The sequence below is a fragment of the Dokdonia sp. PRO95 genome (genome assembly GCF_000355805.1).
Classification (GTDB): domain Bacteria; phylum Bacteroidota; class Bacteroidia; order Flavobacteriales; family Flavobacteriaceae; genus Dokdonia.
In genome coordinates this window covers 1,895,395-1,921,063 of the sequence record NZ_CM001837.1, presented here as the reverse complement: position 1 = coordinate 1,921,063, position 25,669 = coordinate 1,895,395, and the positions used below count along the sequence as shown (strand labels likewise).

At 37.9% G+C, this 25,669-nt stretch carries 33 protein-coding genes and 1 pseudogene; 4 read left to right on the top strand and 30 right to left on the bottom strand.

Annotated elements, in window-relative coordinates:
* Position 1 precedes the first annotated feature (1 nt).
* The 30 genes and pseudogenes from rpsD to rpsL all read right to left on the bottom strand — a co-directional run bounded on the left by rpsD (position 2) and on the right by rpsL (position 15,500).
* Positions 2 to 607 (bottom strand): 30S ribosomal protein S4, encoded by a 606-nt coding sequence (rpsD, locus tag D017_RS08615; RefSeq protein WP_035335945.1) that lies wholly within the window; start codon positions 605 to 607, stop codon positions 2 to 4.
* Positions 608 to 694: 87 nt separating this feature from the next.
* Positions 695 to 1,078: a 30S ribosomal protein S11 gene (rpsK, locus tag D017_RS08610; RefSeq protein WP_035335943.1), complete on the bottom strand. Its 384-nt coding sequence runs from the start codon at positions 1,076 to 1,078 to the stop codon at positions 695 to 697.
* Between the two features lie 9 nt (positions 1,079 to 1,087).
* Positions 1,088 to 1,462: a 30S ribosomal protein S13 gene (gene rpsM / locus D017_RS08605; protein WP_035335941.1), complete on the bottom strand. Its 375-nt coding sequence runs from the start codon at positions 1,460 to 1,462 to the stop codon at positions 1,088 to 1,090.
* 5 nt (positions 1,463 to 1,467) lie between these two features.
* Positions 1,468 to 1,584, bottom strand: a complete 117-nt coding sequence (ykgO, locus tag D017_RS15180) for a type B 50S ribosomal protein L36 (RefSeq protein WP_010519235.1) — start codon at positions 1,582 to 1,584, stop codon at positions 1,468 to 1,470.
* Positions 1,585 to 1,601: 17 nt separating this feature from the next.
* A complete protein-coding gene (infA, locus tag D017_RS08600; RefSeq protein WP_013751343.1) occupies positions 1,602 to 1,817 on the bottom strand; it encodes a translation initiation factor IF-1 in 216 nt (71 codons plus the stop codon).
* Entirely contained in the window at positions 1,817 to 3,169 is a 1,353-nt protein-coding gene (gene secY, locus D017_RS08595) for a preprotein translocase subunit SecY (RefSeq protein ID WP_035335939.1), read from the bottom strand. The genes infA and secY overlap by 1 nt, the downstream gene beginning before the upstream one ends.
* A 13-nt stretch (positions 3,170 to 3,182) precedes the next feature.
* Positions 3,183 to 3,635, bottom strand: coding sequence for a 50S ribosomal protein L15 (rplO, locus tag D017_RS08590; protein WP_013751341.1), 453 nt, complete (start codon positions 3,633 to 3,635; stop codon positions 3,183 to 3,185).
* 12 nt (positions 3,636 to 3,647) lie between these two features.
* Entirely contained in the window at positions 3,648 to 3,827 is a 180-nt protein-coding gene (gene rpmD / locus D017_RS08585; RefSeq protein WP_035335938.1) for a 50S ribosomal protein L30, read from the bottom strand.
* A 10-nt stretch (positions 3,828 to 3,837) separates the two neighbouring features.
* Positions 3,838 to 4,362 carry a 30S ribosomal protein S5 gene (rpsE, locus tag D017_RS08580; protein ID WP_013751339.1) on the bottom strand — a complete coding sequence of 175 codons (525 nt, stop codon included), beginning with the start codon at positions 4,360 to 4,362 and terminating at the stop codon, positions 3,838 to 3,840.
* Between the two features lie 5 nt (positions 4,363 to 4,367).
* Positions 4,368 to 4,724, bottom strand: a complete 357-nt coding sequence (gene rplR, locus D017_RS08575; RefSeq protein ID WP_035335936.1) for a 50S ribosomal protein L18 — start codon at positions 4,722 to 4,724, stop codon at positions 4,368 to 4,370.
* Between the two features lie 11 nt (positions 4,725 to 4,735).
* A complete protein-coding gene (gene rplF, locus D017_RS08570) occupies positions 4,736 to 5,278 on the bottom strand; it encodes a 50S ribosomal protein L6 (protein ID WP_035335934.1) in 543 nt (180 codons plus the stop codon).
* A 20-nt stretch (positions 5,279 to 5,298) separates the two neighbouring features.
* Positions 5,299 to 5,698 (bottom strand): annotated as a pseudogene (gene rpsH, locus D017_RS08565) (30S ribosomal protein S8).
* A gap of 86 nt (positions 5,699 to 5,784) precedes the next feature.
* On the bottom strand, positions 5,785 to 6,054 hold the full coding sequence (rpsN, locus tag D017_RS08560) for a 30S ribosomal protein S14 (RefSeq protein ID WP_013751335.1): 270 nt from the start codon (positions 6,052 to 6,054) through the stop codon (positions 5,785 to 5,787).
* Positions 6,055 to 6,057: 3 nt separating this feature from the next.
* Positions 6,058 to 6,609 (bottom strand): 50S ribosomal protein L5, encoded by a 552-nt coding sequence (gene rplE / locus D017_RS08555; protein WP_013751334.1) that lies wholly within the window; start codon positions 6,607 to 6,609, stop codon positions 6,058 to 6,060.
* 2 nt (positions 6,610 to 6,611) lie between these two features.
* Complete coding sequence (gene rplX, locus D017_RS08550) at positions 6,612 to 6,923, bottom strand: 50S ribosomal protein L24 (protein ID WP_013751333.1); 312 nt, start codon at positions 6,921 to 6,923, stop codon at positions 6,612 to 6,614.
* 13 nt (positions 6,924 to 6,936) lie between these two features.
* Complete coding sequence (rplN, locus tag D017_RS08545; RefSeq protein ID WP_035335929.1) at positions 6,937 to 7,305, bottom strand: 50S ribosomal protein L14; 369 nt, start codon at positions 7,303 to 7,305, stop codon at positions 6,937 to 6,939.
* Positions 7,305 to 7,562, bottom strand: coding sequence for a 30S ribosomal protein S17 (gene rpsQ / locus D017_RS08540; RefSeq protein WP_013751331.1), 258 nt, complete (start codon positions 7,560 to 7,562; stop codon positions 7,305 to 7,307). The genes rplN and rpsQ overlap by 1 nt, the downstream gene beginning before the upstream one ends.
* Positions 7,563 to 7,573: 11 nt before the next feature.
* Positions 7,574 to 7,762: a 50S ribosomal protein L29 gene (gene rpmC / locus D017_RS08535; protein WP_013751330.1), complete on the bottom strand. Its 189-nt coding sequence runs from the start codon at positions 7,760 to 7,762 to the stop codon at positions 7,574 to 7,576.
* A gap of 11 nt (positions 7,763 to 7,773) precedes the next feature.
* Positions 7,774 to 8,196: a 50S ribosomal protein L16 gene (gene rplP / locus D017_RS08530; RefSeq protein WP_013751329.1), complete on the bottom strand. Its 423-nt coding sequence runs from the start codon at positions 8,194 to 8,196 to the stop codon at positions 7,774 to 7,776.
* A 21-nt stretch (positions 8,197 to 8,217) separates the two neighbouring features.
* Positions 8,218 to 8,940, bottom strand: a complete 723-nt coding sequence (gene rpsC / locus D017_RS08525) for a 30S ribosomal protein S3 (protein WP_035335928.1) — start codon at positions 8,938 to 8,940, stop codon at positions 8,218 to 8,220.
* Between the two features lie 4 nt (positions 8,941 to 8,944).
* The gene (gene rplV, locus D017_RS08520; RefSeq protein WP_013751327.1) at positions 8,945 to 9,355 is read right to left on the bottom strand and encodes a 50S ribosomal protein L22; all 411 of its coding nucleotides are present in this window, start codon (positions 9,353 to 9,355) and stop codon (positions 8,945 to 8,947) included.
* Positions 9,356 to 9,361: 6 nt separating this feature from the next.
* Positions 9,362 to 9,643 (bottom strand): 30S ribosomal protein S19, encoded by a 282-nt coding sequence (rpsS, locus tag D017_RS08515; RefSeq protein WP_035327551.1) that lies wholly within the window; start codon positions 9,641 to 9,643, stop codon positions 9,362 to 9,364.
* A gap of 6 nt (positions 9,644 to 9,649) precedes the next feature.
* The gene (gene rplB, locus D017_RS08510) at positions 9,650 to 10,474 is read right to left on the bottom strand and encodes a 50S ribosomal protein L2 (protein WP_013751325.1); all 825 of its coding nucleotides are present in this window, start codon (positions 10,472 to 10,474) and stop codon (positions 9,650 to 9,652) included.
* 9 nt (positions 10,475 to 10,483) lie between these two features.
* Positions 10,484 to 10,774, bottom strand: coding sequence for a 50S ribosomal protein L23 (gene rplW, locus D017_RS08505; protein WP_035335927.1), 291 nt, complete (start codon positions 10,772 to 10,774; stop codon positions 10,484 to 10,486).
* 6 nt (positions 10,775 to 10,780) lie between these two features.
* A complete protein-coding gene (gene rplD, locus D017_RS08500; RefSeq protein ID WP_035335926.1) occupies positions 10,781 to 11,410 on the bottom strand; it encodes a 50S ribosomal protein L4 in 630 nt (209 codons plus the stop codon).
* Positions 11,410 to 12,021 carry a 50S ribosomal protein L3 gene (gene rplC / locus D017_RS08495; protein ID WP_035335925.1) on the bottom strand — a complete coding sequence of 204 codons (612 nt, stop codon included), beginning with the start codon at positions 12,019 to 12,021 and terminating at the stop codon, positions 11,410 to 11,412. The genes rplD and rplC overlap by 1 nt, the downstream gene beginning before the upstream one ends.
* A gap of 155 nt (positions 12,022 to 12,176) precedes the next feature.
* Complete coding sequence (gene rpsJ, locus D017_RS08490) at positions 12,177 to 12,482, bottom strand: 30S ribosomal protein S10 (RefSeq protein ID WP_013073266.1); 306 nt, start codon at positions 12,480 to 12,482, stop codon at positions 12,177 to 12,179.
* An 11-nt stretch (positions 12,483 to 12,493) separates the two neighbouring features.
* Positions 12,494 to 14,620, bottom strand: coding sequence for an elongation factor G (gene fusA, locus D017_RS08485; RefSeq protein ID WP_035335923.1), 2,127 nt, complete (start codon positions 14,618 to 14,620; stop codon positions 12,494 to 12,496).
* 3 nt (positions 14,621 to 14,623) lie between these two features.
* A complete protein-coding gene (gene rpsG, locus D017_RS08480) occupies positions 14,624 to 15,100 on the bottom strand; it encodes a 30S ribosomal protein S7 (protein ID WP_013751319.1) in 477 nt (158 codons plus the stop codon).
* A gap of 25 nt (positions 15,101 to 15,125) precedes the next feature.
* Positions 15,126 to 15,500, bottom strand: a complete 375-nt coding sequence (gene rpsL, locus D017_RS08475) for a 30S ribosomal protein S12 (RefSeq protein ID WP_013751318.1) — start codon at positions 15,498 to 15,500, stop codon at positions 15,126 to 15,128.
* A gap of 183 nt (positions 15,501 to 15,683) precedes the next feature.
* Between rpsL and D017_RS08470 the strand changes: the two genes are divergently transcribed.
* The 4 genes from D017_RS08470 to D017_RS08455 all read left to right on the top strand — a co-directional run bounded on the left by D017_RS08470 (position 15,684) and on the right by D017_RS08455 (position 25,666).
* Entirely contained in the window at positions 15,684 to 17,375 is a 1,692-nt protein-coding gene (locus D017_RS08470; RefSeq protein ID WP_152023882.1) for a POTRA domain-containing protein, read from the top strand.
* 198 nt (positions 17,376 to 17,573) lie between these two features.
* On the top strand, positions 17,574 to 20,555 hold the full coding sequence (locus tag D017_RS08465; RefSeq protein ID WP_035335919.1) for a TonB-dependent receptor: 2,982 nt from the start codon (positions 17,574 to 17,576) through the stop codon (positions 20,553 to 20,555).
* Between the two features lie 11 nt (positions 20,556 to 20,566).
* The gene (locus tag D017_RS08460; protein ID WP_035335918.1) at positions 20,567 to 21,952 is read left to right on the top strand and encodes a RagB/SusD family nutrient uptake outer membrane protein; all 1,386 of its coding nucleotides are present in this window, start codon (positions 20,567 to 20,569) and stop codon (positions 21,950 to 21,952) included.
* Positions 21,953 to 22,462: 510 nt separating this feature from the next.
* Complete coding sequence (locus D017_RS08455; protein ID WP_035335917.1) at positions 22,463 to 25,666, top strand: SusC/RagA family TonB-linked outer membrane protein; 3,204 nt, start codon at positions 22,463 to 22,465, stop codon at positions 25,664 to 25,666.
* Positions 25,667 to 25,669: the final 3 nt, after the last annotated feature.

Genomic DNA, 25,669 nt, shown 5'->3' with positions numbered 1-25,669 from the left:
ATTACTTAGAGTACAGCTCGACGATGAACTGGGTATTGATGTTTTCAGGAATCTGAAGACGTTGTGGAATTGCCACGAAAGTACCTTCCTTCTTATCGTTATTCCAAGAAATCCATTCGAAAACGTTACTTGAATTCTGAAGAGAATTAGAAATTACTTCTAAAGATTTAGACTTCTCACGTACAGCAACAACATCCCCAGGCTTAACCTGATATGACGGTATGTTAACTATACTACCATTTACAGTGATGTGACGGTGTCCTACTAGCTGGCGAGCGCCACTTCTAGATGGAGACATCCCCATTCTGTATACAACATTATCAAGACGACACTCACAAAGTTGAAGTAAAACTTCACCTGTAATTCCTGGAGCACGATTTGCTCTGTCATACATGTTTCTAAACTGACGCTCAAGGATTCCGTAAGTGTACTTCGCCTTTTGCTTTTCAGCTAATTGTACAGCGTATTCGGATTTTTTTCCTCTACGTCTGTTGTTTCCGTGTTGCCCTGGAGGGTAGTTTCTTTTTTCAAAAGATTTGTCTTCTCCGAAGATAGCTTCGCCAAATTTACGAGCGATCTTTGTTTTGGGACCAGTATATCTTGCCATTTTAAATGTATTTGTTGAGGGTGATTAGAAATTAAGGTCAATCCTTTGCTAATCGTTCTCCCTCGAGATATTAATTATAATAAATTATTAAACGCGACGTCTCTTAGGAGGACGACAACCGTTGTGAGGCATTGGAGTGATATCGATTATCTCAGTCACTTCAATTCCACTATTATGTACAGCACGGATTGCAGACTCACGTCCATTACCAGGGCCTTTAACATATACTTTTACTTTACGAAGGCCAGCTTCGTGAGCAACCTTTGCACAATCTTCTGCAGCAGTTTGAGCAGCATATGGAGTGTTCTTTTTAGAACCTCTGAAACCCATTTTACCAGCAGATGACCAAGAGATTACATCTCCCTTTTTGTTTGTTAACGAAACAATGATGTTATTAAAAGAAGCAGTAATATGAGCTTCCCCAACTGATTCTATAACAACCTTACGTTTTTTTGCAGTTTGCTTTGCCATTATGCCTTATTATTTAGTTGCTTTCTTCTTGTTTGCAACTGTTTTACGCTTTCCTTTTCTAGTACGAGAATTGTTCTTTGTACGTTGTCCTCTTAAAGGAAGACCCACACGGTGACGAATACCACGGTAACAACCGATGTCCATCAGACGCTTTATGTTCAAAGAAACTTCTGAACGAAGCTCTCCTTCTATTGTAAATGTACCAACAGCATCACGTATGCGACCAATCTCGTCGTCATCCCAATCAGATACTTTTTTATCTACTGATACATTTGCAGTAGCAAGAATTTCTTCTGCTCTGCTCTTTCCGATTCCAAAGATGTACGTTAATGCAATTACACCTCTCTTTTGTTTTGGGATATCTATCCCTGCAATTCTAGCCATAACTATTAACCTTGTCTTTGTTTAAACCTAGGATTCTTTTTGTTGATTACGTATAATCTGCCTTTGCGACGAACGATCTTGCAATCGGCACTTCTCTTTTTAATGGATGCTCTTACTTTCATATCCAGCTTTTTTCCGCTTAATAGCGGTAAGTTATACGAGCCTTTGATAAATCGTAAGGACTCATTTCTAATTTCACTTTATCTCCAGGTAATAATTTTATATAGTGCATACGCATCTTACCTGAGATATGCGCTGTCACAACGTGACCGTTTTCTAGTTCTACTCTAAACATTGCGTTAGACAATGCCTCGATTATAGATCCATCTTGTTCTATTGCTGCTTGTTTTGCCATTATGCTACTGCTTTTCTGTTTTTACCTGATTTCATAAGACCATCATAGTGCTTATTTAAAAGGTAAGAATTCACTTGTTGCATAGTATCTATTGCTACACCCACCATAATAAGAAGTGATGTACCACCATAAAACAATGCCCATCCTTGTTGCATACCTAAAACATTAACTGCTATTGCAGGAAATATTGCGATAAGTGCCAGAAAAATAGAACCCGGAAGGGTAATCTGTGACATTATTCTATCTAAATACTCAGCCGTTTCAGATCCTGGACGTATACCAGCAATAAAGCCACCACTACGTTTTAAATCGTCTGCCATCTTATTAGTAGGGACTGTGATTGCAGTATAAAAATATGTAAACACAATTATCAATAATGCGAAAACAAGATTATACCAAAATCCAAATATATTATTCCCAAAATTAGTTTGCAGCCAAGTACCAGCAGATGTATCTGCGAGGAAACTTGCTCCACCTATCAAACCAGGAACAAACATAATTGCCTGTGCAAATATAATAGGCATTACACCAGAAGCATTAAGTTTTAGTGGTAAAAATTGTCTACTACCAAAAACATTTTTTTCATATGCTCCAGTTGCTGTTCTCCTTGCATAGGAAACAGGTACTTGACGTACCGCCATTACAAGTAGTATACATAATAGAATAATAACAAACCAAATCACTAACTCAATGAGTATCATGATTAAACCTCCATTAGACTCAGTAACGCGAGCAACCCACTCTTGCACAAATGATATAGGTAATGTTGCAATAATCCCCACCATAATTAAAAGTGAAATACCATTACCAATACCTTTATCAGTGATTTTTTCACCTAACCACATAGCAAAAACACAACCTGTTACTAATATTAATACAGATGATATATAGAATGTAGGTGTCAATCCCATTACGAAAGCGCTAGAAGGAACTCCTAATGCTGGAAGTGCAGCAAGATATCCCGGCGCCTGTAACAAACAAATTGCGATGGTTAACCATCTAGTAATTTGATTTATTTTACGACGACCGCTTTCACCTTCCTTTTGCAATTTCTGTAAATAAGGTATTGCTATCCCCATTAACTGCACCACAATAGATGCAGAAATGTATGGCATAATACCAAGCGCAAATACTGATGCATTTGAAAATGCACCACCTGTAAATGCAGCAAGAAGACCTAACAAACCTTGGTCAGTACTACTCTGAAGGCCTCCAAGTTGTGAAGCATCAATACCAGGAAGTACAACTTGAGCACCAAAACGATATACGAGGAGAAGAGTGAGCGTAAGGAGTATTCTATTCCTTAGCTCATCAATCTTCCAGATATTCTTTATTGTATCTATAAATTTCATCCTCTTATATCAATTATAACGTTACAGCTTCACCGCCAGCAGCTTCAACAGCAGCCTTTGCAGTTGCAGTAAATTTATGTGCAGATACTTTAATTTTCGCTTTAAGCTCTCCTCTACCTAATATTTTAACTAGATCGTTTTTTCCAACTAATCCAGCCTCCATAAGAGATTCGATAGATACTTCTTCCGTAAGGCGTCCAGCATCAACATACTCTTGAAGTGTGTCAAGGTTTACACCTGCATACTCTTTTCTGTTAATGTTTGTAAATCCAAACTTAGGAACACGACGTTGAAGTGGCATTTGCCCACCTTCAAAACCAATTTTCTTACTGTAACCTGAACGAGACTTCTGTCCCTTATGTCCACGACCAGCCGTACCACCTTGACCAGTTGCCTGACCACGTCCTTTACGACTATCGTTTTTCTTAACAGCACCTTTTGCAGGTCTTAAGTTATTTAACTCCATCTGTTATTTATATTAAGCTTCTTCTACAGAAACTAAGTGACTAACCTTATTTACCATACCAAGGATGTTTGGTGTATTTTCATGCACCTTTACCTGGCCTATTTTTCTCAATCCAAGAGATTCTAAGATTCTCTTTTGGTTTTGAGTGCGATTTATCGCGCTCTTAACCTTTGTTACTTTGATTTTTGCCATTGTCCTTGATTTATCCTTTAAACACTTTATCTAGTGTGATACCACGTTGCTTTGCAACAGTCTCAGCACTTCTTAACTTAAGTAAAGCATCAAAAGTTGCTTTTACTACGTTATGTGGGTTTGAAGATCCTTGATTTTTAGATAATACATCATGAATACCTACTGATTCAAGTACCGCACGTATTGCACCACCCGCTATAACTCCAGTACCCGCTGCTGCTGGTAATAAAAGTACACGAGCTCCTCCAAATTTCCCTTTCTGTTCGTGAGGGATAGTTGCCTTATTTAATGGAATACGTACTAAGTTCTTCTTAGCATCTTCCATAGCCTTTGCAATTGCAGATGCTACTTCTTTAGATTTACCTAAACCGTGACCTACAACTCCGTTCTCATCACCTACTACAACAATAGCAGAAAATCCAAAAGCTCTACCTCCTTTAGTTACCTTAGTAACACGCTGTACACCAACTAAACGATCTTTAAGATCTAACCCAGATGGTTTTACTAACTCTACGTTTTTATAATCTTGATACATACTTTTTAGAATTTAAGACCGCCTTCTCTTGCGCCCTCTGCTAGTTGTTTAATTCTCCCATGATATAAGTAACCACCTCTATCAAATACTACAGCCTCAACTCCAGATTTTGTAGCTTTTTCAGCGATTGCCTTACCTACAAGCTTTGCAGTCTCAGTTTTAGTTGATTTTGCAGCTGCGATATCCTTATCACGTGACGATGCTGCCATAATAGTTTTCCCCGTAAGGTCATCTACTAATTGAGCATAAATCTCTTTATTACTTCTAAATACACAGAGTCTTGGTCTCTCCGCAGATCCAGAAATAGTCTTACGAATTCTAAGATGAATTCTATTTCTTTTTTCACTTTTTGATAATGCCATTTCTCTATGTATTATGCAGACTTACCTGCTTTTCTTCTAATTACTTCTCCTACAAACTTGATACCTTTTCCTTTGTAAGGTTCTGGCTTGCGGAAACCACGTATTTTTGCGGCTACCTGACCTACAAGTTGTTTATCATGTGAAGTTAACTTTACAATAGGATTCTTTCCTTTATCAGAAACTGTCTCAACCTTAACTTCTGGAGCGATATCCAAAACTATATTATGAGAAAATCCTACGGCAAGATCAAGTTTATTTCCTTGGTTACTTGCTCTATAACCTACACCTACAAGCTCTAATTGTTTTTCAAAACCTTTAGAAACTCCTTCAATCATGTTTGCAATCAAAGACCTGTATAGTCCGTGCTTTGCACGAACATCCTTCTTATCTGAGTCACGCTCAAGAGTAATAATTCCGTCTTCGATTTTGATATCTATACCAGAGTACTCTTGCGTAAGCTCGCCTAATTTTCCTTTTACCGTTACAACACCGTCTGCTACGTTTACCGTAACACCATCTGGAATTGTAATTGGGCTTTTACCTATTCTTGACATTTCGTTGTCTTTTTATCTGATTAGTAAACGTAACAAAGTACCTCTCCTCCTACGTTGTGTTGAGCAGCTTGCTTACCTGTCATAACTCCTTTTGAAGTTGAAACAATAGCAATACCCAATCCATTAAGTATACGAGGTATGTCTGTTGATGAAGAATATTTACGTAAACCAGGCTTACTTATTCTTTGTATATCCTTAATAACAGCTTCTTTAGTAACACGATCATACTTCAAGGCTATCTTGATAGTATCTTGCGCTTTACCTTCTTCAAACTTGTAGCTAAGAATGTAACCTTGGTCAAATAAGATTTTAGTCATCGCCTTCTTAAGGTTTGATGCTGGGAATCTCGACCACTCTGTGATTTGCTGCCGATGCGTTACGCACACGTGTCAGAAAATCTGCAATAGTATCTGTATTCATTTAATTATAGTTACGGTAGTGGTTTTCTCTAGTTTCGCTTTCGCGAAAGCATAAAAAGAACCTTCTACCAATTTATACTCTTTATATTACCAGCTCGCTTTCTTAACACCTGGTATTAATCCTTGGTTTGCCATCTGACGAAACATCACACGTGATAATCCGAACTGACGCATATAACCTTTAGGACGACCAGTAAGTTTGCAACGATTGTGCTGACGTATAGGTGAAGCGTTCTTTGGCAATTTCTGCAGTCCTTCGTAATCTCCAGCTTCTTTTAAAGCCTTACGTTTTTCAGCATATTTTGCAACTGTTTTAGCACGCTTTACCTCACGGGCTTTCATTGATTCTTTAGCCATATCTTAATTCTTTTTAAAAGGTAAACCTAATTCTGCAAGTAATGATTTCGCTTCCTTATCAGTTTGAGCAGAAGTTTGAAAAGTGATGTTCATACCATCAATCTTCTTTATTCTATCAATATTGATCTCAGGAAAGATAATTTGCTCAGTAACTCCCATGCTGTAATTACCACGACCATCAAAACCTGTAGCATTGATTCCGTTAAAGTCACGTACACGCGGTAATGCAGATGTTACAAGTCTATCTAAAAACTCATACATACGCTCTCCACGTAAAGTAACTTTAGCGCCAATAGGCATTCCTTTACGTAATTTAAATGTCGCAACATCCTTCTTAGACATTGTCGAGATAGCTCTTTGTCCTGTGATAAGCGTAAGCTCTTCAACAGCGTTTTCTACAAGCTTCTTATCTGCAACCGCAGCTCCAACACCACGAGATACTACAATCTTATTAAGACGCGGTACCTGCATAATATTTTTGTAACCAAACTCTTCTTGAAGGGCTGGCGTTACGCGGTCTTTAAACTCTTGTTTTAGTCTTGGTACGTATCCCATCACTATAATATTTCGTTGTTAGACTTTGCAAAGCGTACCTTCTTATCTCCTTCCATACGGTAACCTACTCTTGTAGTCTTACCATCCTTATCCATCAAAGATAAGTTAGAAATTTGAAGTGGCGCTTCTTTTTCTTTAATTCCACCTTGAGGATTTGCGGCACTTGGCTTTTCATGCTTCTTCACCATGTTCACACCCTCAACGATTGCTTTGTTCTTCTCGATAAATACTTTAACGACTTTACCTTCCGATCCTTTGTGATCTCCAGCAATAACCTTTACAGTATCTCCCGTTTTTATTTTAAGCTTTGTCATCTTATTGTCTGTATTAAAGCACCTCTGGTGCTAATGATACAATCTTCATAAACTGTTTGTCACGAAGCTCTCTTGCTACCGGTCCAAATACACGAGTTCCGCGCATTTCACCTTGAGCAGTTAAAAGAACACAAGCATTATCATCAAAACGGATGTATGATCCATCTGGACGACGTACTTCTTTCTTAGTACGCACAACTACTGCTGTAGATACGGCTCCTTTTTTAATTTGACCGTTCGGTGTAGCATCTTTTACAGAAACTACAATCTTATCTCCTACAGAAGCATATCTTCTCTTAGTACCTCCTAATACACGGATAGTCAAAACTTCTTTTGCTCCAGTATTATCTGCTACTTTTAATCTTGATTCTTGCTGTAACATTACTTCGCTCTTTCAATGATTTCTACTAGTCTCCAAGTCTTTGATTTACTCATAGGACGTGTTTCCATTATCCTAACAGTATCTCCTTCGTTGCAGTCGTTTGTTTCGTCGTGTGCTACGTACTTCTTCGTTTTTAAAACGAATTTACCATACATAGGGTGCTTTACTTTTTTAACCTCGGCAACAACGATAGACTTTTGCATCTTGTTACTAGTTACTACACCGACACGCTCTTTTCTTAAATTTCTTTTTTCCATCTTAAGCAGCGTTATTGTTCTCTTTTAGTTAATTCAGTTGCGATTCTAGCGACTGTACGTCTCATAGAACGCAGTTGAATAGGATTGTCAAGCGGAGAGATAGCATGTGCCATCTTAAGATCCATATAAGATCTTTTTGCTTTTCCAAGCTCCTCTTGCAATTCTGCTACAGATAATCCTTTTACCTCTGATTGTTTCATAGTACTATAATTTATTCAGCTGAAAAATCTCTAGCTACGACATACTTAGTTCTTACTGGAAGTTTTTGAGCTGCAAGACGTAAAGCCTCTTTTGCTACTGGTTCTGGAACCCCTCCTAATTCGAACATTATGCGTCCTGGTTTTACAACTGCTGCCCAATATTCTACAGCACCTTTACCTTTACCCATACGTACCTCTAAAGGCTTCTTTGTAATAGGCTTATCTGGGAAGATCTTAATCCAAAGAGTTCCCTCTCTTTTCATGTAACGTGTTGCTGCTATACGAGCTGCTTCTATTTGTCTCGCAGTTACAAAAGATGAATCGAGTGACTTTATACCGAACTGACCGTTAGAAAGCAAATGCCCTCTATTAGCTAGTCCTTTCATACGACCCTTCTGCTGCTTGCGGAATTTTGTTTTTCTAGGCTGTAACATTTTTTACTGTCTTTTTAAAAATTACTTTCTACGACGTGGTCCACGGTTGTCCTTACGACCTCCACCACCTTTTCCAGACTTGCTATTCTGCAGTCCTACTAAAGGAGAAAGTTCTCTCTTGCCATATACTTCACCTTTCATGATCCACACTTTAATACCCAATCTACCATAAGTAGTATGAGCTTCAACTAAAGCGTAATCTATGTCGGCTCTAAAAGTAGATAAAGGAATACGTCCATCCTTGTAAGACTCTGAACGTGCCATTTCTGCACCATTCAAACGTCCAGAAATCTGGATTTTAATACCCTCAGCATTCATACGCATCGCTGCTGCGATTGCCATTTTTATTGCACGACGGAAAGAAATTCTTCCTTCAATCTGACGAGCAACACTTTGACCTACCAGAAATGCATCAAGCTCTGGACGTTTAATCTCGTGAATATTAATTTGTACTTCTTTACCTGTGAGTTTCTTAAGCTCCTCTTTCAACTTGTCTACTTCCTGACCACCTTTCCCAATAATAATACCAGGTCTTGCAGTAGTAATAGTAACGGTTACAAGTTTAAGCGTACGCTCAATTATAACTCTAGACACACTAGCTTTACTTAAACGAGCGTGAATGTAACGTCTAATCTTATCGTCTTCGGCAAGTTTATTACCGTAGTCATTACCTCCGTACCAGTTAGATTCCCATCCTCTGATTATTCCAAGGCGATTTCCGATTGGATTTGTCTTCTGTCCCATCTAATTAATTGCTTTGTGTGTTATCTTTTGCTCCAAGAATCACAGTTACGTGATTAGAACGTTTTCTTATTCTGTGCGCGCGACCTTGTGGTGCCGGACGTAGTCTTTTCAACATTGTTCCAGAATCCACTTTAATCTCTTTAATAAAAAGATTAGCATCTTCGATACTAGCATCTTCATTCTTTGCTTCCCAGTTTGCAACTGCAGAAAGAACAAGTTTTTCAACTTTACGTGACGCTTCTTTATTACTAAATTTCAACAACTGAAGTGCTCTTTCCACTTGCGTACCTCGTACCATATCTGCTACAAGACGCATTTTACGTGGAGAGGTAGGGCAGTTATTCAATTTCGCGAAAGCGATAGACTTATTAGCCTCTTTGCGACGATTAGCCGCTTCTTTTTTACGAACTCCCATCTCCTGTTATCTTTTACCTTTATTTTTCTTATCAGCTCCGTGCCCTCTGTATGAGCGCGTAGGTGAAAATTCTCCTAGCTTATGCCCTACCATGTTCTCAGTAACATATACTGGTACGAACTGGCGACCATTATGTACTGCAATTGTTTGCCCCACAAAATCTGGAGTAATCATAGAAGCTCTAGACCAAGTCTTAATGACAGTCTTTTTATTGCCTTCTACATTTGCAGCAACTTTCTTTTCTAACTTATAGTGAACGTAAGGTCCTTTTTTTAATGAACGTGCCATATCTAATTATTTCTTTCTACGTTCTACAATATACTTATTACTCGACTTCGTCTTAGAACGCGTTCTGTAACCTTTAGCAGGTACACCATTACGGTTTCTTGGGTGACCTCCAGAAGACTTACCTTCACCACCTCCCATTGGGTGATCGACAGGGTTCATAACAACTGGACGTACACGTGGACGACGACCTAACCAACGACTTCTACCAGCTTTACCAGAAACTAATAACTGGTGATCACTATTAGATACAGCACCTATTGTTGCCATACACGTTGATAAGATCAATCTTGTTTCTCCAGAAGGAAGTTTTACCGTAGCAAACTTACCATCACGAGCCATTAACTGAGCAAAAGAACCTGCCGAACGCGCCATAACAGCACCCTGACCTGGACGTAGCTCAATACAAGATATTATAGTTCCTAAAGGAATAGCCGAAAGTGGCATAGCATTACCAATCTCAGGAGCCACACTTGCACCAGAAACTAAGTTCTGACCAACTTGTAAACCATTCTGAGCGATAATATAACGCTTCTCACCATCTTGATAATCAAGAAGAGCGATAAACGCTGTTCTATTTGGATCATACTGGATTGACGCAACAGTTGCAGGAACTCCTTCTTTGTTACGTTTAAAATCGATAATACGGTAACGTTTTTTATGACCTCCACCTACTTGGCGAATAGTCATCTTACCAGTATTATTTCTACCTCCTGAGCGTTTTTTCGGAGCCAATAGGCTTTTTTCCGGCTTATCAGTTGTAATCTGGTCGAAACCATTTACAACTCTAAATCGCTGCCCTGGAGTGATAGGTTTTAATTTTCTTACTGACATTTTGTTGTCTTAAATGTTGTTATAAAAATCTATTGTATCACCTTCCGCCAGCTGTACAATTGCCTTTTTAATTGCATTTGTTTTACCAGTAAGAACACCAGACTTCGTATGACGAGACTTGCGATCCGGGCGGACATTCATTGTGCGAACTTTTTCAACTGAAACACCATAAGCAGCTTCTACCGCTTTCTTAATTTCAACCTTATTTGTTCTCATACTAACCTCAAAAGTAAAGCGATTTAATTCCTCACTATCTTTTGTTGCTTTTTCTGTAATAACAGGCTTTATTAAAATACTCATCGTGTCTTATTTTGCTAAATTTGCTTCAACACCTTCTAAAGAGCCTTCTAAGAATACAACATTGTTTGCATTCATTATTCCGTAAGTGCTTAATTCTGAGCTTTTTACGACTTTAGCTGACTTTAAATTGCGCGACGACAAATATACGTTATTATTTGACTCTCCCAACACTATAAGCGACTTTTTATTCTCTAACCCTAAGGCTTTCAAAACATTCACAAAATCTTTAGTTTTTGGAGCGTCAAAATTGAAGTCTTCTATTACAGTGATTGCGTTATCGTTAGCCTTAATTGTAAGTGCAGAACGACGTGCAAGTCTCTTTAATCCTTTGTTTAATTTGAAAGAGTAATTTCTAGGTCTTGGTCCGAACATACGTCCTCCACCTCTAAATACACCAGATTTGATACTACCCGCACGAGCTGTACCAGTTCCTTTTTGCTTTTTGATTTTACGAGTAGATCCCGCAATCTCAGCTCTTTCTTTAGATTTGTGCGTTCCTTGACGTTGGTTAGCAAGATATTGCTTCACATCAAGATACACAGCGTGCTTATTAGGCTCAATTCCAAAAACAGCATCAGAAAGGTCTGCCTTTCTCCCTGTTTCTTTTCCTTTAATATCTACAACTGTTACCTTCATTACTTCTGAATGATTACATAAGCATTTTTATGACCAGGAACACATCCCTTCACTACAAGTAGATTCTTCTCAGCAACTACTTTTAATACTTTAAGATTTTGAACTTTAATTTTGTCACCACCCATACGACCTGCCATACGCATTCCTTTGAATACACGTGCAGGGTAAGATGCTGCTCCAATTGAACCAGGAGCTCTTAGACGGTTATGCTGACCGTGAGTCGCTTGACCTACACCGGCAAAACCGTGACGCTTTACAACACCCTGAAAACCTTTACCCTTTGAAGTTCCCGATACATCGACAAATTCTCCTTCAGCAAAATGATCTACAGTAATTGCATCTCCTAATTTAAACTCTCCTTCAAATCCTTGGAACTCGACAACTTTACGCTTAGCAACAGTTCCTGCTTTTTTGGCGTGGCCAGCAGCAGCTTTGTTTGCCTTCTTAGCGTCATCGAAACCAAGTTGAAGGGCTTCATACCCGTCAGCTTCTTTGGTTCTGACTTGGGTGATAACGCAGGGACCTGCTTCAATAACGGTACAAGGAATATTCTTTCCGTTCTCGTCAAAGATGCTAGTCATACCTACTTTCTTTCCGATTAACCCAGACATAATTATAAATATTTGTTATTAAAAATTCTATTCTAAAAAAAACAAGGCCGAACACGTTCGACCTTGAATGTGTGTTATCCGTTTTTCCCTCGCTCGCAGCTCAGGACAAGTTAGTGCGGTTACTAATTACGCTTTCGCGAAAGCGTAAAAACCTATCACACTTTTATCTCTACCTCTACTCCAGATGGTAATTCCAACTTCATTAAAGCATCAATAGTCTTTGATGAAGAAGAATAAATATCAAGTAAACGCTTGTAAGAGCTAAGCTCAAACTGCTCACGAGATTTTTTGTTTACGTGTGGAGAACGCAATACAGTAAAGATTTTTTTATGTGTTGGAAGAGGAATCGGCCCTGTCACTACAGCTCCTGTTGTCTTCACAGTCTTAACAATCTTCTCAGCACTTTTATCTACTAAGTTGTGATCGTAAGATTTTAGTTTAATTCTAATTTTTTGACTCATTTCCTTAGTAATTAATCGTTTGTACCTTTAGATGCTGCGATAACTTCTGCCGCAATATTTGCTGGTGTTTCCTCATAGTGAGAAAATTCCATAGTAGAAGTTGCACGTCCAGATGATAGCGTACGTAATGTAGTTACATAACCAAACATCTCAGAAAGTGGCACTGTTGCCTTAATAGTCTTTGCACCAGCACGGTCACCCATACTTGCCATTTGACCACGACGACGGTTCAAATCTCCTACGATATCACCCATATTCTCTTCTGGTGTAATCACCTCAAGTTTCATAATAGGCTCCATTATAACAGCTTTGGCAGCTTTAGCAGAGTTTTTAAATCCAAGTTTAGCAGCAAGTTCAAAAGAAAGTTGATCCGAATCCACATCGTGGTACGATCCATCCTTCAATGTTACTTTAATAGCATCTACTTCGTAACCAGCAAGTGGTCCATTCTGCATTGCCATTTTGAATCCTTTCTCAATTGAAGGGATAAATTCCTTAGGAACGTTACCACCTTTAATAACAGATTCAAACTGCAGTCCAACAACACCTTCGTCTGCTGGCTCAATTGTAAATACAATATCTGCAAATTTACCACGTCCACCAGATTGCTTTTTATAAGTCTCTCTGTGATCTGCTGCACGAGTAATAGCCTCTTTATACTCAACCTGAGGTTGACCTTGGCTTACCTCTACTTTAAATTCTCTCTTAAGACGATCTACAATTACATCTAAGTGAAGCTCACCCATTCCTGATATAATTGTTTGACCTGAAGCCTCATCAGAACGCACTGTAAATGTTGGGTCTTCTTCAGCAAGTTTTGCTAATCCCATTCCAAGCTTATCTACATCTGCCTTCGTCTTTGGCTCTACCGCGATACCAATTACTGGATCTGGGAAGTCCATAGACTCAAGTACTATTGGATGTTCTTGGTCTGATAGAGTATCACCAGTCTTTATAGACTTAAATCCTACAGCAGCACCAATATCTCCAGCCTCAATATGATCGATTGCATTTTGCTTATTAGCATGCATTTGATATATACGAGAGATACGTTCTTTCTTACCTGAACGGTTATTCAAAACATAAGATCCAGCATCTAAACGACCTGAGTACGCTCTAAAAAATGCAAGACGCCCTACAAAAGGGTCTGTTGCAATTTTAAATGCAAGTGCAGCAAAAGGCTCTTTTACATCTGGCTTACGTAATTCTTCTTTCTCTGTGTTTGGATTAACACCCACGATACCTTCCTTATCCATTGGAGAAGGTAAGTAACGACATACTGCATCAAGAAGGAATTGAACACCCTTGTTCTTAAATGCAGATCCACAGATCATAGGAATGATAGACATATCCATTACAGCAGCACGAAGAGCAGCATGCACTTCATCTTCTGTAATTGAATCCTCATCTTCCATGTATTTTTCTAGCAAGTCCTCATCATACGCAGCAACTTCTTCAATAAGTTTACCACGAAGCATTCTTGCTTCTTCTTTAAGGTTATCTGGAATATCAACAACATCAAATGTTGCTCCCATTCCTTCCTCATGCCATACAATAGCACGATTCTTAACAAGATCTACGATACCTTTAAAATCTTCCTCGTCACCAATGTTAAGAACGATAGGCACAGCATTTGAACCTAACATTTCTTTAACCTGCGTACAGACCTCTAAGAAGTTTGAACCCTGACGATCCATTTTATTTACAAATCCAATACGTGGAACTTTATAATTATCTGCAAGTCTCCAGTTAGTTTCTGATTGTGGCTCAACACCATCAACAGCACTAAACAAGAATACTAAACCATCAAGCACACGCAAAGAACGATTTACCTCTACAGTAAAATCAACGTGACCAGGAGTATCAATAATATTAAAGTGATAATCCTTAGTATCAGGAAGTGTTTGTGCGTTCTCCATTGGGAACTTCCAAGTACAAGTAGTAGCAGCAGAGGTAATTGTAATACCACGCTCCTGCTCTTGCTCCATCCAGTCCATTGTTGCAGCACCATCGTGTACTTCACCAATTTTGTGACTTACACCTGTATAATAAAGGATACGCTCTGTTGTCGTAGTTTTTCCAGCGTCAATGTGAGCTGCAATACCAATATTTCTAGTAAATTTTAAGTCTCTTGCCATTTCTTAGAATCTAAAGTGTGAGAATGCTTTGTTTGCTTCTGCCATTTTATGTGTATCAACACGCTTCTTTACAGCAGCCCCTTCCTCCTTTGCAGCAGCAAGAATTTCTGCCGCAAGTTTTGCAGCCATTGACTTCTCATTTCTCTTACGAGAAAAGCTAATTAACCACTTCATTGCCGTAGAGATCTTACGATCTGGGCGAATTTGGTTTGGGATCTGGTATGTTGCCCCTCCTACACGACGACTACGTACTTCTACGTGAGGCATCACATTAGACAAAGCATCTTTCCACAATTCAAGAGCAGTTTTCTCTTCATTTGTGTTTTTTTCTTCTACGATATCAATTGCATCATAAAAAACTTTGAATGCAGTAGACTTCTTACCACTCCACATCATCATGTTAACGAAACGAGTCACTAACTGATCGTTAAATTTTGGATCTGGAAGAATTGGTCTCTTCTTGGCCTGTTTTTTTCTCATTACTTCTTCTTAAAGTGTTGTTGATTTACTTCTTAGGGCGTTTTGCACCATACTTAGATCTCGATTGCGTTCTTCCTGCAACACCAGCGGTGTCTAAGGCTCCACGTACAATGTGATATCTAACTCCTGGCAAATCCTTTACCCTTCCACCTCTTACCAATACTATCGAGTGCTCTTGTAAATTGTGTCCTTCACCACCGATGTATGCATTCACCTCTTTACCATTTGTTAAACGAACACGCGCAACTTTACGCATAGCCGAGTTTGGTTTTTTAGGTGTAGTCGTGTAAACACGAGTACATACGCCACGTCGTTGTGGGCACGATTCAAGGGCAGCAGATTTACTCTTCTTGGTAATCTTGGTTCTTCCTTTACGTACTAATTGTGAAATTGTTGGCATAATTTCTTTCTACCTAATTGTTAATTTTCTTAATCTACCCAATTTTAGGGTTTGCAAAAGTAAGAATATTTTACTAAACATCAAACCTACTTTGATTAAAATTCAGAAAAAGTTCTGAATACCAAAAAACTAACATACTTTCGCTACATTAATACCGTTTAAAAACAAGCCAAACAAATCTACTTGAAATTAATATACCTATTTATAATTGCATCTCTATTTGGACAGCATATGTCTGCGCAAAAAAATGAAGCAGGGATACAATTAAAAGTAATTACTGAGCTCGCATCAGAATCAAACATTCTATCCGACCTCAAATACAAAACTATATTCAAGGACAAACCATCTGCTTCTCAAGAACTTCAGCTTCTAAGCAACCAGTTAAAGGAATTAGGATACCTAGACAACACCTATAACCTAACTACTACAAACGACTCATTATATCTAGCTGTCTTCCATCTCAACACCCACTACCCTTTCTTACATCTAAAAATTGACCATAAAGAGGTACTACGGCAGTATATCACCCAGACTGGATACAAAATCACTGAAGACAGCATAAAGATAGAGACCGCTTTCGCGAAAGCGTACCTTAAAAGATTAAGTTCAATAGCTTCAAATAATGGATACCCTTTTGCTACCTTTCAAATAAAAAACATCACCAAAACAGATCAACACCACCTCAACGGAAATCTCATTCTTGAGTTAAAGAAAAACAGAACCATTGACAAAATAAAAATTGAAGGTTACACCAACATACCTAAGAGTTTCATTAAACATAGCATCAAATTAAAGGAAGGAGATCTTTTCAACCGCGAAAAACTCAACGAGCAGAATTTGAAAATCGCATCCATCCCTTTTGTAAGTCAAACAAAAGCCCCGCAAGTTCTTTTCACACCTGATAGCACAACAGTCTATCTATATTTAGAACGCAAAAACCAGAACAAATTTGATGGCTTTTTGGGATTCACAAACCAAGAAGACAATTCTATAGAGCTGAATGGATATCTAGATCTATTGCTTACGAATAACTTTAACTACGGCGAAACTTTCATTTTAAATTACAAAGCAGACGGAAGGGACCAATCACAATTACACCTAAAAACTAAACTCCCCTATATTCTCAAGACTCCGTTAGGTATTGAGGCATCCCTCAACCTCTTTAGAAAAGACAGCACATTTTCTACAACACAGCAATCTTTAGACCTAGTCTATCAACTAAACTTAAAAAACCAACTCACAATAGGAATGATATCTGAACAATCAGAAAACCTAGTTGAGAATACCACTACCACAACAAATCTTAAAGATTACAACTTCAAAAGATTTACTGCTTCATTTACCCACCAAAAACTATCGTCAGATACATTTTTCCCAACAAAAAAGCGCCTTCACATTAGGACTTCATTTGGAAATAGAGTAGTTACAGAAAACGTTAACAAACAAATATCGTTTACTGGAATACTAGAAAATGAATTTACATTAAATGACAAACACTCAATATTTGCAAAAAACACCACGCAATTTTTGATATCAGATCAATTTTTAACAAATGAACTCTACCGCTTTGGCGGAATATTAACATTGAGAGGATTTGAAGAAAATAGTCTGCTCGCAAACTTTTACAACACTCTAAATACGGAATATCGATATAAACTCAACAAAAGCATTTACGTAAACTCAATTTTAGACCTAGGATACCTTGAAAATAACATAGAGAAATCAAAACAAAAACTCTACAGTTTTGGCTTAGGGACTGGGATTCAGACGAAAGCAGGTATATTAAAATTAAACATTGCAAATGGCATATTTGAAAATCAGACCTTTACGTTTTCAGACACTAAACTTCATGTAATTCTTGAGGTGAATTTTTAAAAAAAGCCCAAATATCAGCTGCCATTTATGCAAATCAGTATTCTAATCAAAACCTAAAAAGTTAAATTTGATAAGTGCTTATCACAAAAAAAAGTTAACGATAAGTTAAAGTTAAATTATCTTAATTTTTTTAACACTTATAGCTATGAATCAAATAATCATATTGTAGATTTTTGCTAGAAATAAACAAATTTTTTTATGAAAACAGTTACACTCAAAGCGTTTTATGCGCTTGTGCTATTATGCACTACTACACTGTTTGCTCAGCAAAAGACTGTCACAGGTACAGTTAGCGAAGCAAATGGTCCGCTCCCAGGAGCTACAGTAATCATTAAAGGTTCTACAGTGGGAACTCAAACCGATTTTGATGGGAATTATTCAATTCAGGCATCATCAACAGATGTACTAACATTTAGTTATGTTGGATTTGAACAGCAAGACATTATAGTCGGAAATCAAACGTCAATCAACGTAAGCTTAGAGGCTGGAAATTCACTTGATGAAGTGGTAGTTGTAGCGTTTGGAACACAAACGAAAAAGAAAAGTATTCAAAGTGTTGCTAGCATAGGTTCGGAAGCACTTAAGGATATTCCTGCAAACTCTCCACAAGAGCTACTTCAAGGTCAAGCAGCCGGTGTTCAAGTAGTTCAATCTTCTGGGGTACTAGGAGCAGCGCCAACAATTAAAATCCGTGGTGTAGCCTCTGTATCATCAGGTGCAAGACCATTATTCGTTGTTGATGGCGTACCACTAAATGACACAGACTTGTCATCTAATCAAGGTGCAAATCAAGGACTCAATCCACTTGCAAACATCAACCCAAATGATATTGAAAATATTTCAGTATTAAAAGACGCCTCAGCAACAGCAATTTATGGATCTAGAGGGTCAAATGGTGTGGTTTTAATCACTACTAAAAGTGGTAAAAAAGGAGCTGACACAACAGTAACTCTTAACTTAAGTACTGCTGTATCAAATTCTACTGACACCTTTAACATGTTAAGTGGTGATCAATATAGACAATACGCTGTAGACGCTGGATATTTCGGTGATATCACAACTGATGATTTACCACAAGGAGATTTTGATTGGATTGACGGAGTAACACGCTCTGGAATTTCAAAAAACATTGACGCTTCTGTAAGCGGAGGTAGTGAAAAAACATCCTTTTTCATAAGCACTAATTTTAAAAACGAGGATGGTTTCATCATTGGAAACGCTCTAGATAGACGCGCTGGAAGAATTAACATTAACCATCAAGCTAAAGATTGGTTAAACATTTCGGCTAACATGGGTATTTCAAATAGTGTATTTGACCGTGTAGGTGCTGAAAATAACACAGCAGCTCCTCTTACATCTTCATATCTTATTCGCCCATGGGTACAACCAAGAGATGAAGAAGGTGCATTCGTAAATACTGGTTTTATTCAAAATACTATTGCGATAGAGACTTTAGATATAAACAAACTTGATCAAACAAGAACAACAGGAAATGTAAACTTAACAGCAGATATTACTGACTACTTAAGTTTCACAACCTCATTTGGTATTGATAGAGTACTTATTGAAGAGCAAAGAAGAAGTTTCGAAATAAACACTCCAGGTGGTAGTGCATCAGATTTCTACGCGCAAGATAATAGATGGGTAAGTACAAATACTCTTAACTTCCAAAAAACATTTGGAGAAAAGCACGATTTTGGAGCCTTAGTTGGAACTTCATTCGAAGAAAATACGATTAGACAATCATTCGTAGCTGGAACAGGATTTGTTAGCGACTCAGATATCAACGTAACTTCTGCTGCAGAAAAAACATCAACTACATCGAGTGCCACTGCTAATAGCCTTGTAGGTTACTTTGCTAGAGCAAATTACGCATACGATGATAAGTACATCCTAGAAGGATCACTTAGAAGAGATGGCTCTTCAAGATTCGGAGCTAACAACCGTTTTGGAACTTTTTTTGCAATTGGTGCAGGTTGGAATCTCTCTGAAGAGAAATTTTTAGAGGACGTTTCTTGGATAAACAATCTTAAATTAAGAGGTAGTTATGGAACAAATGGTAATGATCGTATAGGTAACTTCCCTTCTCTTGCCACTTATGCTGGTGGTATTGGAGGGCAATACAATAACAACGCTGGACTAGCACCGGGTTCACTTGGAAACCCAGATTTGAAATGGGAACGCTCAAAGTCATTTGATATTGGAATTTCAGGATCATTCTTAAATAACAGAATTACACTGGGAGTTGATTATTACAAAAAGAATACAGACGATCTTATATTATTCGTACCAGTATCTGTTTCTGCATTTTCAGGACCTAACACAAGGCCGGCTAACGTTGGAGAAATTGAAAATAGAGGTTTTGATATTAGCTTGACCACAGACAACTTTAGAGGAAGAGATTTTTCTTGGACAACGAGTATTAATGTTGGAATTAACGAAAACGAAGTAATCTCTTTACCTGGTGCTGCAGTTGATAGTCAAGGAAGAGAATTTATTGCTGGATCTGCATCACAAAGAGCAATCGTTGGAGAATCTGTCAACACATTCTTCTTAGTGAGATATAATGGGGTAAATAGCCAAACTGGTGATGCAGAGTGGTTAGACAGAGATGGAAACCTTACTACCTCTCCAACTCCTGATGATCGAGTAATAGCTGGTGATGCAAATCCTGATTTTGTAGGAGGTATCACAAACACATTCAAATACAAGAATTTTGATCTAAATATATTAGCTAACTTTAGTGTTGGTAATGACATTTTCATTGATGGTTTACGTTTTACAGATAATGCTGCTTCTGCTAGTTTTAACCACAGAACAGCGGTACTTGACGTTTGGACTCAACCAGGAGACAATGCTTACGTACCAGCATTTGACAGCCCAACTTTTGGAACATTCGCCCAAAGATCTACCCTACAATTAAGAGATGGATCATTCTTGAGAATGAAAAATGTAACTCTTGGATATACATTAGGTCAAGAAGCATTAGGAGCTTTAGAATTTTTCAAAAGCATAAGACTATATGCTACAGCAACTAACTTATTAACTATAAAAGGTGATGATTTGACAGGTATCGACCCTGAAGTTACAGACACTAGTGCTGCTTTAGGTCAAGGAGAAACTTTCTTTACACCTCCACAATCTAAATCATTCTTATTTGGAGCTACATTCCAATTTTAAAAAACACACATATGAAAACATATAAAAAATTAGCTTTAGCACTAGCCGTAACTGGACTAGTAGCATGCGAAAGCAAATTAGAATTACTTCCGGAAGATAGCCAATCAGTAGAGCAAGTATTTGCAAGTGAAGCTGGTGTACGCGGAGCAGTTACCGGACTTTACAGCCTTTCTCAACAGGATGATGTTCTTAATGGGACATCTACACTACTTAGTGAATGGCAAGCAGACAACATTGATTTTGTTGGATCTTTCCCTACGTTTAATGATGTGAGGACTTACACAACGTTATCAGATAATGGCTCAGTTTTTTCTATATATGATGACAACTATGAAGTTATTGGAGCTGCAAATAACATAATAGCATTCGTACCAGGTGTAGAAGACGCAACTTTTGCAGATGAAACTAGAAATCAATTCATTGCAGAAGCAAAATTTTTAAGAGCCCTTACTTATTTTAAGCTTGCGAATCTATTTGGACAGCCTTTACAGATAGGCGGTGCTAGTTCACTATCTGTTCCTTTAGTTACTGAACCTACTATTATTTCGGGGATAGAATTCCCTCAGCGCGCAACTTTAGGAGAAGTACACACGCAGATTGAGCAAGATTTGGTAGATGCTATCGCTGTATTAAATAATGATGACAACTCTCGCGCAACTAAAGGAGCTGCACAAGCGCTATTAGCTCGTTTGTACCTTTATCAAGAACGTTTTGCTGAAGCTGCTACATTAGCCAATGATGCTATAACTAATCCTGAATTTGAGTTAGCTAGTGATTACGGTTTTTATGACACACAATCTTCTGAGTTTTTCTTCACTCTGGTTAATACTGGTGCTGACGGTCAAGATTCTGGTCAAGGTTTTTCTGGATTAACAAACCCAGCACCAGCAGGAAGAGGTGATGCCCCTTTCTCGGACAACCTTATTGCAGCTTACGAAGAAGAAGCAGACGATGCTCGTTTCTTATTGACGCAAACAGGAACATCAGCAACTGGAGAAGACAGACTTTTCACCTCTAAATTCCCTGATGGAAATAACAACTCAGATAATGCTCCTGTATTACGTGTAACCGAAGCATACTTAACAAGAGCTGAAGCAAACTTTAGAAATGGATCGTCCATTGGAGCGTCAGCTCTTACAGATATTAATGATCTAAGAGATCGTGCTGGCCTTCCTGCTTTAACATCTCTTACATTAGATAACATTCTCAACGAACGTCGTAAAGAGCTTGCCTTTGAAGGGCAACGTAGAATGGATTTATTGAGAAACAACCTAAGTCTAAGAAGACCTGGTATGCCACAAGAAGCAGAATCTGCTGCTGGAGCTAACAAAACAATTCTACCTATCCCAGCCAGGGAAGTTGAATTATCAGGTTTAACTCAAAATACTGGTTACTAAGATTAGTATATAGTTGTTAATCAAACAAAATTAGAGCTCGAAACTTAATTGTTTCGAGCTTTTTTTATACCCAATAAACCAAATAATCCAATTCTTATAACACTGCTTTCGCGAAAACGATAAAGTAGAGCAACAGATTTAACTGAGAAACAATTAATAACACTCAATCAAAATGACAAGCACACTCTATTAAGAAGAAAAAGATCATTAATTCCATTCAAAAAAAAGGGGCTGCACTGTACAGAAAAACAATAATTAAAGGAATATTCATTCACAATCTTCAATTAAAAAAGAATTATGAAATGTTAAACAAAACTTATTAGCAAATCTCATATTGTTAAATTTTAAGAAACAATATTGAGCCTTAACAATTCATTAAGAACTACATATGTTAAACAAACCATCAAAATATCACTTTTTTGTTAAGTCATTGCCAATTTCGTTAAAAGCGTATTAATTAGATTTCTTTATGACTTTATTTGGAATGGCTAATTCAAATAATTTATAAAAATGAAAACAAAGTTTAGTGGAATTTTAACGCTACTACTAGCGTTTGTAGTGCAAGTTTCGTTTGCACAATTAACAGTGACTGGAACGGTGAAAGACGATACCGGCGTACCACTTCCAGGAGCAAATGTTCTTTTAAAAGGAACTAACACAGGTACTCAAACAGATTTTGATGGTAATTACTCAATAGAGGCAGAACAAGGGCAATCTCTTGTATTTACTTATGTTGGATTTACAGACCAAACTATAGTAGTTGGTACTTCTTCAACTATCAATGTAACGCTAGCTGCTGGAGATGCGCTAGACGAGGTGGTAATCACAGCCTTAGGTATTTCTAGAGAGAAAAAATCACTAGGATACTCAACTCAAGAAGTTTCCGGCGAAGAAATTGCGGAAACTAGAAACCCAAATGCACTTAACTCAATATCAGGAAAAGTGGCCGGTGTACAAATTTCTAATGCTACCGGTAACTTAGGAGGTTCTACAAGAATTGTAATTCGTGGTGCATCATCAATAACGGGTGAAAATAGACCTCTTATTGTTGTAGATGGTATACCATTAGATAATAGTAACTACAACTCTTCATCTACCCAATCTGGTGGTGGTGGTAGAGATTATGGCGATGCTGGATTTGACATCAATCCAGATGACATTGCTACAATGAACGTTCTTAAAGGGGGGCCAGCAGCAGCACTTTATGGATCTAGAGCAAGTAATGGTGTGATTCTCATCACTACAAAATCTGGAAAAAAAGGAAGAGCTGAAGTTACGGTAAACTCAGGAATCACATTTGAAACAGTTAATATTCTCCCTAAAATTCAAAAACTCTACGGAGGAGGTGCTGGTGATGCAAGTACTATAGGCCAAGCTGGATTTAATCAAGCTACGATAAATGGCACTACATATGACGTAGTAGACTACGGTACTGATGAATCATGGGGTCCTAGATTTGAAGGACAACAAGTGTTACACTGGGATGCGTTTGATCCGGAATTTGAAGATGATTTTCTTCAAACTCGTGCTTGGTCTGCACCTAAAAATAACATTGACTCATTTTGGGATACTGGTGTTTCTTATAACAATGGCGTATCATTCTCTCAAGGAACAGATAAGTCAACAATGCGTTTAAGTGCTAACAATACGAGAACAGATGGTATTGTTCCTAACTCTAATCTGAGAAAAAACTCAATAAATTTTAATGCTTCTAGTCAGATTTCTGATAAGCTTAAAGTTGAAGCGATTGTGAATTTAACAGTTACCGAAGGTTTTAACAGACCAGCTTCTGGATATACTGGTGCAGGTGTAGTTCAACAGCTTTACCAATTTGGACAAACTTCACTTGATTATGGTCGCTTGAGAGACTACAAACTCGCTGATGGATCACAAAGACCTTGGAACAGAATTTCTGCTACAAACGGAAATCCTAGATACTCCGATAACCCTTACTGGACTTTATATGAAAACACAGCAAAAGACAAAAGAACTCGTTGGTACGGGAATCTAGGTGCAACTTATAATTTTACCGACGATCTCTATGTTGTAGGTAAAGTTTATGCAGATACATATGACTTTAGAATAAATGAACGTGTAGCTGTTGGTTCTCAAGGTGTCGCAGGTTACGCCGAATCAGATCGTGATTTCGAAGAAATAAACTATGAAGCCCGCGTTCACTATGATAAAAAATTCTTTGATAACAAAGTGAGTCTTAATACTTTTCTAGGTACAAACAGAAGGGATGCTGAATTCCATCGACTTTCTGCAGCAACTTCGGGAGGACTTGTAGTCCCAGGACTTTACACAATAAGTAACTCTGCAGATCCAGCACAAGCAACAGAGTTTGATTCAAGAAAACGTGTTAACAGCGTATTTGGATCAGTATCTTTAGGATATGACAATTTTGCTTATTTAACTTTTACAGGACGAAATGATTGGTCATCAACACTACCAGCGGATAACGCTTCATTCTTTTATCCAAGTGTAAATGGTAGTCTTGTATTCTCTAATCTTATTGAGGCTGAATGGCTTTCGTTTGGTAAAATACGTGGTGGATATGCCGAGGTCGCAAGTGATACTGACCCATATTCACTAGCAACAATATTTAGTGCTTCAATTCCATTCTTGGGAGATGTACCTTTTAGTACATCTAATACAAGTCAAAATCCAAATCTGGAACCAGAATTCAAGAACACCTACGAATTTGGTCTAGAAATGGCATTTTTACAAAATCGTATAAGCTTCGACCTTACCTACTATAACGAAGAAACTTCCAACCTAATTACACCAGTTCAAGTTGACCCCGCTACTGGTTTCTCTTCAACATTTACAAATGGTGGAACATTGAGAAATAGAGGTATTGAAGCTTTATTAAATGCAACTGTTATTCAAACAGAAGATTTTTCTTGGGACACAACATTCAACTTCTCTAAAAATAACAATGAGTTAATTGAATTAATTGATGGAGTCGAATCTTTACAAATCGCAGGCTTTCCATTTAACTCAGTAACCCTAAACGCTGTTGTAGGTGAACCTTATGGAATTATAAGAGGAACGAATTTTGTTTTTGATGATCAAGGAAATAAAGTAGTTAACTCTAATGGAAGTTTTGCAGAGACTCAAGATCAAGAAAATTTAGGAACAATTTTACCTGATTTTAATTTAGGAATTAGAAATACTTTCCGCTATAAAAATCTAAGCTTAGGATTTTTAGTCGATATCCAAGAAGGTGGAAAATACAGATCTTTAACTAACATATGGGGTAACTATTCTGGTATTCTTGAACAAACAGCTACCGATAATAAGCGTGAAGTAGGAACAGTTTTAGAAGGTGTAACAGGAACAGTAACTTATGATGCAAATGGCAATTACACGGTTACAGACACTGCAGAAAACACACAAGTCATCTCTGCACAACAAGAGGGTACTGACTACTTTTTTGGGCCAGATGCAGCCAATGTGTTCGATGCTGATTACATTAAACTAAGAGAAGTTTCTCTTAGCTACAGATTACCTACTGACTGGATTAAAAACCTAGGAGTATCTGATGTAATGGTATCTGCTTTTGGTAGAAACTTAGGTGTCTGGGGTCTTGATAATGATAACTTCGACCCAGAAGTGGCTACATCAGGAAGTGGTAACATTCAAGGTTCTGAAGGGGGATCTCTTCCATCAACAAAAAGCTACGGTTTTAACGTACAATTAAAATTTTAAGAA

Bases quoted from the DNA above. Each gene is read 5' to 3' on its own strand.
- rpsQ (WP_013751331.1), bottom strand. From the start codon at position 7,562: ATGGAAAAAAGAAATTTAAGAAAAGAGCGTGTCGGTGTAGTAACTAGT.
- rplR (WP_035335936.1), bottom strand. From the start codon at position 4,724: ATGGCATTATCAAAAAGTGAAAAAAGAAATAGAATTCATCTTAGAATT.
- infA (WP_013751343.1), bottom strand. From the start codon at position 1,817: ATGGCAAAACAAGCAGCAATAGAACAAGATGGATCTATAATCGAGGCA.
- D017_RS08460 (WP_035335918.1), top strand. From the start codon at position 20,567: ATGAAAACATATAAAAAATTAGCTTTAGCACTAGCCGTAACTGGACTA.
- rpsL (WP_013751318.1), bottom strand. From the start codon at position 15,500: ATGCCAACAATTTCACAATTAGTACGTAAAGGAAGAACCAAGATTACC.
- rpsJ (WP_013073266.1), bottom strand. From the start codon at position 12,482: ATGAGTCAAAAAATTAGAATTAAACTAAAATCTTACGATCACAACTTA.
- rpsM (WP_035335941.1), bottom strand. From the start codon at position 1,462: ATGGCTAGAATTGCAGGGATAGATATCCCAAAACAAAAGAGAGGTGTA.
- ykgO (WP_010519235.1), bottom strand. From the start codon at position 1,584: ATGAAAGTAAGAGCATCCATTAAAAAGAGAAGTGCCGATTGCAAGATC.
- rplO (WP_013751341.1), bottom strand. From the start codon at position 3,635: ATGGAGTTAAATAACTTAAGACCTGCAAAAGGTGCTGTTAAGAAAAAC.
- D017_RS08465 (WP_035335919.1), top strand. From the start codon at position 17,574: ATGAAAACAGTTACACTCAAAGCGTTTTATGCGCTTGTGCTATTATGC.
- rplF (WP_035335934.1), bottom strand. From the start codon at position 5,278: ATGTCAAGAATAGGTAAAAGCCCAATTACAATTCCAGATGGTGTTACG.
- rplX (WP_013751333.1), bottom strand. From the start codon at position 6,923: ATGACAAAGCTTAAAATAAAAACGGGAGATACTGTAAAGGTTATTGCT.
- rpsE (WP_013751339.1), bottom strand. From the start codon at position 4,362: ATGTATCAAGATTATAAAAACGTAGAGTTAGTAAAACCATCTGGGTTA.
- rplB (WP_013751325.1), bottom strand. From the start codon at position 10,474: ATGTCAGTAAGAAAATTAAAACCTATCACTCCAGGGCAGCGATTTAGA.
- rplV (WP_013751327.1), bottom strand. From the start codon at position 9,355: ATGGGAGTTCGTAAAAAAGAAGCGGCTAATCGTCGCAAAGAGGCTAAT.
- rplC (WP_035335925.1), bottom strand. From the start codon at position 12,021: ATGTCTGGGTTAATCGGAAAGAAAGTAGGTATGACTAGCATCTTTGAC.
- rpsC (WP_035335928.1), bottom strand. From the start codon at position 8,940: ATGGGACAGAAGACAAATCCAATCGGAAATCGCCTTGGAATAATCAGA.
- rpsG (WP_013751319.1), bottom strand. From the start codon at position 15,100: ATGAGAAAAAAACAGGCCAAGAAGAGACCAATTCTTCCAGATCCAAAA.
- rplD (WP_035335926.1), bottom strand. From the start codon at position 11,410: ATGAAGGTAACAGTTGTAGATATTAAAGGAAAAGAAACAGGGAGAAAG.
- fusA (WP_035335923.1), bottom strand. From the start codon at position 14,620: ATGGCAAGAGACTTAAAATTTACTAGAAATATTGGTATTGCAGCTCAC.
- rpsS (WP_035327551.1), bottom strand. From the start codon at position 9,643: ATGGCACGTTCATTAAAAAAAGGACCTTACGTTCACTATAAGTTAGAA.
- rplE (WP_013751334.1), bottom strand. From the start codon at position 6,609: ATGGGATACGTACCAAGACTAAAACAAGAGTTTAAAGACCGCGTAACG.
- D017_RS08455 (WP_035335917.1), top strand. From the start codon at position 22,463: ATGAAAACAAAGTTTAGTGGAATTTTAACGCTACTACTAGCGTTTGTA.
- rplN (WP_035335929.1), bottom strand. From the start codon at position 7,305: ATGTTACAGCAAGAATCAAGATTAAAAGTAGCAGATAATACTGGAGCA.
- rplP (WP_013751329.1), bottom strand. From the start codon at position 8,196: ATGTTACAGCCTAGAAAAACAAAATTCCGCAAGCAGCAGAAGGGTCGT.
- rplW (WP_035335927.1), bottom strand. From the start codon at position 10,774: ATGAGTATTTTAATAAAGCCTGTTATTACAGAAAAAGCAACAAAAGAT.
- rpsN (WP_013751335.1), bottom strand. From the start codon at position 6,054: ATGGCTAAAGAATCAATGAAAGCCCGTGAGGTAAAGCGTGCTAAAACA.
- rpmC (WP_013751330.1), bottom strand. From the start codon at position 7,762: ATGAAACAATCAGAGGTAAAAGGATTATCTGTAGCAGAATTGCAAGAG.
- rpsD (WP_035335945.1), bottom strand. From the start codon at position 607: ATGGCAAGATATACTGGTCCCAAAACAAAGATCGCTCGTAAATTTGGC.
- rpsK (WP_035335943.1), bottom strand. From the start codon at position 1,078: ATGGCAAAGCAAACTGCAAAAAAACGTAAGGTTGTTATAGAATCAGTT.
- secY (WP_035335939.1), bottom strand. From the start codon at position 3,169: ATGAAATTTATAGATACAATAAAGAATATCTGGAAGATTGATGAGCTA.
- rpmD (WP_035335938.1), bottom strand. From the start codon at position 3,827: ATGGCAAAAATCAAAGTAACAAAGGTTAAGAGCGCGATAAATCGCACT.